Genomic DNA, 5,769 nt, shown 5'->3' with positions numbered 1-5,769 from the left:
GAAGCGAACAGCTACAGCGAATTCCGCGCCGAGGAGCACCGCACCACCCACGGCGACCGCAGGACCGAAGTGAAAGCCAGCGACCACCTCACCGTGGGCGACAGCCAGCACGTGCAGATCGGCAGCGGGCAGTTCGTCGAGGCGGGCCAGGAAATCCACCTTTCCAGCGGCCTGAAGGTCGTGCTCGAAGCCGGCAGCGAACTCACCTTCAAGACCGCCGGCAGCTTCATCAGGCTCGACGCCAGCGGCGTCACCCTGGTCGGACCTCGGATCAAGCTGAATTCCGGTGGCAGCCCGGGCAAGGGGTCCGGGGCAAAACCGATTCCGCCGGGTCCGGTGGAGCCGGCGGATGCCGATAGGGCTGGAAAGTTGCTGATCCCGGCACAGCGACAGGCATTGCTGCGCAAGAAACCCTTGTGCGCCATCTGCGAAGCCGCAAAGACGGAGGCGCGTGATGCCTGACCTGCCCATGCCCGCCCTGCCGGAAAACCTTCTGTGGAAGGTAAACGGCTATCTTCTCCTCGACGGGGTCAGCGTCGAGGCGCTTTCCCACAAGCTCTACCAGTGGTCGGAAAACCCTGTGTTCGAGCCGCTCTACCTGGGAACCGAGTGGCAGGAGCTGCTCGACCTGTCCCCCTGCCTGGTTGCCTTGGAAGGTCGGCACGATCCGAGCCTGCAGGCATTCATCGACAACGCCGCAAGGGAATGGGGCTACCTCATTTTCTCCCGCGCGGGCTTTGACGAAACACTGCAGCATTTGCGCTGGCTACTTCGGGTCAGGTTCCAGGAAAACGAAACCGCTCTTCTGCGGCTGGCCGATCCGGCTGTTGCGCATCAACTGCTCGCCATCGGCAATCCCAGGCTGTTCGGCCCCATCGAACAGGTATGCGCGCCCGATGGAATCGAGGGAACCTGGCACCAGTACCGACGCGCCGGCCCGGAACCCGATCAAGACAGAACCCGGCCCTTTCGTCTGAGCGACCAGGAACTGACGGCGCTGGGCGAAGCGAGTTTCCGCCGGACCGTCATGGCACTGGATGAGCACATGCGGGCATTCTTCCCCACATACCAGCCGGGCGTGCCTGATCGTGAACGCCTCTGGCACCTGCGTGAGCTGGCCGAACAGGCCTATCAACGTGGGATGAGCTCCGAGCGCGAGATACTGCTGTTCGCCAATGTGTTCGGTTTCCTGGATGGCCAACCGCTGGCAAACCATCCGGACATCGCCCGCCTGCTCGATGAGCCCTCAGCGCAATCGCCTGCCCAGCGCGTCGAGCAGGCCGCATACCTGGCGGAACAACGCGCCATGGAGACAGAAAGGACGCTCTCATGACCGCGCAGACACCACCGCGCAACAACGCCAACCTCGCGGTCAACGCGGCTTCCAGCAGTGACAGCCGTTCGACCACCAGCACCTGCCCGCTGATGATGACCGAAGTGCAACTGCTGCCCCTGCGTTACGGCCTGACCGAGTGGGTCGATCCGGCTGCCGAACTGCCAATGCCCTTCGCCTTGCAAAGCCGGCCACTGGGCATACGCCTGGTACGAGACGGCTACCTCTACATCATCGACGCCGCTACAGGCCTACTGCACGAATACCGGATCGAGCAAGGGGCCATCACCAAGCTGCTGTGGAAGGACGCGGAAGTCCGTGCGGATGTGCGCAACAGTCCCGTTGGGGAGCCACAGCTGATCTTTCCCAGAAACAGCAAACTGCATGTCGCCTACTCCGAACCGCAGTGGACCGCGCGCAAATGCAGCCAAGTCCTGGCCAGTCAGGAAGATCGTGAACACTTCATGCAGGCAATCGACCTGGCCCAGGCCGACCCCCAGCGAGGTGGCACACATCTGCTGACTCGCCCACAGGTGGAAAAGTGGCTGGCCGAGATCGTGCAGAACAGGGTGCATACGGACGAACAGGGTCAGCAGGCCTTCCCGGAACACCAGCGCCAGCCGGCCGAGGCCGGAGAGCTACACCCCGAAGAGCGACAAGCCTACACCTGGCAAGAGCCGCCGCTGTTTCGCGATATCCATATAGGCGAGCTGACGGGCCGGATTCTCCCAGCCTACGAGCACGACGCGCTGTTTCTGGTGCTGCGCGACGACATCGGTGTGATGCGTGACCTGGCCCAGTACCAGGACAAAGTGGTCGGCTGGATCGAGGAATGGATCGAGGGCGGCACGCAGCCGGGAGCCAACGAGCGCGACTACGTGATCGCCTGCTATATCGAATCCCTCTCGCAGATCACCGAGGCGGAATTCGGCAAGCTCGCCAGCCATTCGCAGTCGCCCGCGGTACAGGCCATGCTGGGCAAGCTGGAGGCTCTGCCCGCAGTGGATCGCGATCAGACTCATGTCGCCTTGCTGACCTTCCTAAACAACAACGAGCCCTATCCCTCGTCCGACGGCAGGGACCATCCCGCGGAACTCCAGGCCGAGCTGGACGCCATACGGCTGGACAGCCGCCGCTCCGGCGCAGTCGGCTTCGGCGTGCCGCTGGCCCTTAGCCGCGCCACCGAGCGCTATTACACCCGCACCAAGCTGCTCGGTCTCGGCGCCCAGCAGGCATTCGTCGAGCGCGAACTCGACGCCCTCATCGCGCTGAGAAAGGAGCACGACGGGCGGGTCAAGGACGTATTGCAGGGTGCCAAGTTCGGCCAGCGCGGCATCGACGACCTGATCGACCGTCCAGCCATGGACGCCTTTCTGGCCACCCATCGGCCGAATCTGGCGCGCTGGAACAGGTTACTGGACCGCATCACCGCGGACCGCACGCAGATGGTCACTGCGGACCGCTTCCATCGCTCCGCCTGGTATTACGATCCCCAGCAGGCCGAGCAGGTAGGACAGGCGCTCGCCACGCAGTATGCCTGCCTGAAGGACATCTGCCGCAGCGACCTGGCCAGCGAAGCGCTGTACACCTGGATCGAGGAAAACCCGCAGTACGACCGCCCACTGTTCCATACCCTTCCGCTGGACGAGCAGACCACGTTTGCCGTGCAGTATGCCCAGATCGTCGCGGCTGGTTATACCGTAGCCAACAGCCTGGACGAATGGTCGCAGAAGCTGAAAAGCCTCGAGCAAGGCAAGCTGCCGGCCATCGACGAACTGCCGGAGGTCACCCGCGCCGTCGCTGCCAGCGCCCAGGGCACGCTCGCCCCGGCCCTAACGCTGGGCATCAGCCGTGCCATGGAGGCTTTCTACCAGGGCGTGGGCCAGCAGAAGGTGCCGGAACTGGACGAACTGTTCCGCAAACTGCCCAAGGTACTCCCCACCCGCCTGCTCGATGCCGCACGGCGGGAAGGGCTGAGCTTCACTTTCGCCAGCGACGCGGAAAGGGCCGTGCTGCAGCGCGACCTGCGCGAGGTCCTCGACAACCGCGACGAACTTCGCCGCCTGGTCAAAGAGCGCAAACGCGTCAAGGCAAGCGCTGGGCACAAATCGACCGCGGCCCAGGCGCTGCTGATTGAGATCCGCCGCGTCCGGGCACAGCTCGACATGCTGGAACCACGCCTGGCCGCGGCCCTAAGCCCCATCGCCGAACTGCCGAACAACAGCGTCCGGGTGGCCGGCGCGGCGCCTGGGCGCGCCGGCATCACCCTGATCCTGCCGCCCGCCCAGTCGCAGGAAGTGGCCAGCGGTCTGCGCAACCTGCGCAATGGCTACTCCACCGCCGGCAGCTTCAGCAAGCTGGGGGATGGCGTGGGGTTGGCGGTGTTCGTCGCGCAGATGGTCAATCTGGTGCAGGTCGTTCGGGAGGTCAGGGCTCAGCCTCTTGGACAAAAGGACTGGATGCAGTTTTTCAGCTCTCTTTTCGCTACCGGCGCTGCTGGTTTCGCAGCAGCCCAGGCCATTGCCGATACGGCTTTGAGTACACATAGCGCCCAACTGGTGCAGGGCCTGCAGAACCATGCGCTGCAAGCGGTGCATGTGCAGATGGGCAAACTACATGTTGGCCTTGGTGGCTTTGGATATTTCGCTGGCGCTGTAGCCTCCGCCATGAGCAGCCTGGCCCACCATGGCGAATGGCTAGGGGCGGTGCGCAGTGGCAATGCCCGGGCCCAGCAGGGAGCCGCCGTGGCATTGGCTGGTTCCAATGGGATGCTGGCCAGCAATGTCTACGGACTTGGGCATACGATCCATGCAGGTTTCGCGGTGCTAAAAGATTTCTCCAATCCAGTGGCACGCCGCGCCGCCTGGGCAGTGGCCGGCATCCGGCTATCCGGCGTGTTCTTCCGCTTCAATATCGTCGGTGCAGTCTTTACCGCCCTGGAACTGGGCGGCACCTGGTGGTACAACCGCAACGACACCTCCCCCCACGACGACTGGCTGCTGACCACCCCCTGGAGCCGCGATGCCGCCAAGCGGCAAAGCTATCCCCTGGCCACCTACCAGCAGCACCTGCTCGGGGTGATCCAGGCGCCTGCGGTACGGGTCGAGCATGGCAGCCATGGCAGTTGGTGGCGCGACTGGCTGCTGTCGCCGGCCAGCAGCGAGATCACCCTCGCCCTGCCGGGGCTGAGCCGGGCGGTGCTGGCGCCACCGCTGGCCGGTCGACCAGTCGCGCGGCTTGGCCTGGGCGCCTACCGTATCCGCTCCACCCACCATGGCAAGGGGCAGCCCTTGGTGCAGTGGCAGCCTATCAGCGACCTGATCGCCGACGACCTGATGCTCGTCGCCGCCGAGCCCCTGCTGCTGCGGGTGCCGCGCCCGGCGCCGCAGGACGGGTTCTCCGGTGGTATTACCCATGAGGAGCTGCTGCTGGATATCGTGATCGAATGGCTGGACGAACAAGGGAACTACCGGCCGGAACGCCATACGATCCGCCTCTCCCCGCACCGGGAGGGCGACTACGCCCCCAGCCAACAGACCCTCCAGGGCCAGGCCGCGCCCCTGCTGCCGATCGACCCACTGCTGCTGCCGGATACCGACGATGCCAACCGATAAGCCCATGGAAGCGCCCCCTCTGGAACTGGATCAGCAGCATAAAGCAGGTGATGTGGTCGGTTTCCCCGGAGGGCAGGTCAGTTACCTGGCCCCTCTGCCGTTGCCCACCGGGCAACCGGCCCAGGACTACGCCCATGCCGTGGGTGAGGTCAATGACACCTATTTGGATTTCGGGGTCGGTCTTCCGCCGATATTTGGTTGGCAATTGGCTCTAGGCTTGCCTTTTGGCGGCTGGATAATGTCTGTTGCTTTGTTTCCCCTTATCGGAGCTTTGCTGATTATTCTAGTGGGGGGGGAAATTGAACTCGCGCATGAGGCTCTGATTGAGCTTTCTGGACTTGGAATCAAGATTGGGTCAGCCGTTGCTCTACTCACATTGGCTCTTGGCATGACCATATGGTTGCGCAAGTATCTGCAATACCGCAAAGTCATTCCCGCTCGCTTCAACCGCCAACGTCGTGAAATCTGCATCGTCCTCAAAGGCCGTGCCGAACCGGGCTTCATCCCCTGGGAATCCCTGTCCGCCTGGGTGATCCAGGCCCAGGGCGCGACCCAGTACGGTATCCAGCGCCAGTACGCCATGGGCGTCGGTTTTCATCATGTCGAGAGTGGCCAGGATTTCTCCCTGGAGTTTCCCTGCGCCGGCCTGCCCCTGGCCATCGCCAACTGGGAAGCGATCCGCGCCTATATGGAACACGAGGTGCACAGCCTCAAGGACATCCAGGACCCGCTCGACCTGCAAGGCCCCGACGACCCGCCCCACGAGGGCCTGCACACCTTCCGCAACGCCCGCGAGCGCATGCGCCGCCGTTACCGCGAGGG

Annotated in this window: 3 protein-coding genes and 1 pseudogene; all 4 read left to right on the top strand. The window is 64.0% G+C overall.

Annotated features, from left to right (window positions below):
- Window positions 1-462, top strand: a pseudogene (locus H610_RS0108455) (type VI secretion system tip protein VgrG); the annotation flags it as partial.
- Window positions 455-1,333, top strand: a complete 879-nt coding sequence (locus H610_RS0108450) for a DUF4123 domain-containing protein (protein WP_028239257.1) — start codon at window positions 455-457, stop codon at window positions 1,331-1,333. The pseudogene H610_RS0108455 and the gene H610_RS0108450, both read left to right, overlap by 8 nt.
- Window positions 1,330-4,947, top strand: a complete 3,618-nt coding sequence (locus H610_RS0108445; RefSeq protein WP_028239256.1) for a toxin VasX — start codon at window positions 1,330-1,332, stop codon at window positions 4,945-4,947. The genes H610_RS0108450 and H610_RS0108445 overlap by 4 nt, the downstream gene beginning before the upstream one ends.
- Window positions 4,934-5,769, top strand: an 836-nt coding sequence (locus H610_RS25945) for a hypothetical protein (protein ID WP_152529075.1), incomplete at its 3' end; no start/stop codon positions are given. The genes H610_RS0108445 and H610_RS25945, both read left to right, overlap by 14 nt.

It is taken from the genome of Stutzerimonas azotifigens DSM 17556 (assembly GCF_000425625.1).
GTDB lineage: Bacteria > Pseudomonadota > Gammaproteobacteria > Pseudomonadales > Pseudomonadaceae > Stutzerimonas > Stutzerimonas azotifigens.
The sequence above is the reverse complement of the archived record's forward strand: the minus strand, read 5'-3'. Positions and strand labels throughout refer to the sequence as shown.